This window comes from Vibrio sp. 2132-1, from assembly GCF_033344315.1.
This window is the reverse complement of record NZ_JAWPON010000380.1, coordinates 1-678: the sequence shown is the minus strand read 5'-3', so window position 1 is coordinate 678 and position 678 is coordinate 1. Positions and strand designations below refer to the sequence as shown.

1 protein-coding gene is annotated in these 678 nt (G+C 45.6%); it reads right to left on the bottom strand.

The window, feature by feature from the left end:
• Positions 1-212: 212 nt before the first annotated feature.
• Positions 213-678, bottom strand: a 466-nt coding sequence (locus tag R8N47_RS25550; RefSeq protein WP_318186145.1) for an NAD(P)-dependent oxidoreductase, incomplete at its 5' end; no start/stop codon positions are given.

The following is a 678-nucleotide window of genomic DNA, read 5'->3' as shown; positions in this document are numbered from 1 at the left end:
ATTAAAGAACGTCACGTAAACCACGCTTACCAAGCGGACGAAGCTTACGGCAAAGGCTTAGAACTGGCGTTAGGTTTAGCGAAATAATCCACAGCAAATATTCCATAGTAAATAAAAAGGGAGGCGCACGTTGCGCCTCCCAGTTAAGAGGAATTCGATATGATCAATTTAGACTTTTTCAAACTCTTCGATACCAAAGAGTTCTTCATCTACTACTGATTTTTGGCTACAGCCTTAATCAATACTGATGTATCCATGCGCCCAAGCCCTTCACGTTGAAGACCTGCGTATTGCTCATCGACCATCTTAGTCAATGGAAGCTCAAGCCCAACACGCTCAGCTTCTTCCAAACAAAAGCCAAGGTCTTTGCGCATCCAATCAATCGCGAAGCCAAAATCAAACTTGTCTTGCGCCATGGTTGTGGCACGGTTTTCCATTTGCCATGAACCAGCAGCGCCGTGTTTCAGCGTCTCGACAACCTGTTCAATGTCTAAGCCAGATTTTTGTGCAAGCAAAAGTGCTTCACTCAAGCCCTGCAAAATACCACCGATACAGATTTGGTTTACCATTTTACAACGCTGTCCCTGACCATTTTCGCCCAGCAGAGTGATTTGTTTCGCGTACACATCCATCACAGGCGCAACATGGTCAAATACACTCGGTTCACCACCGCACATG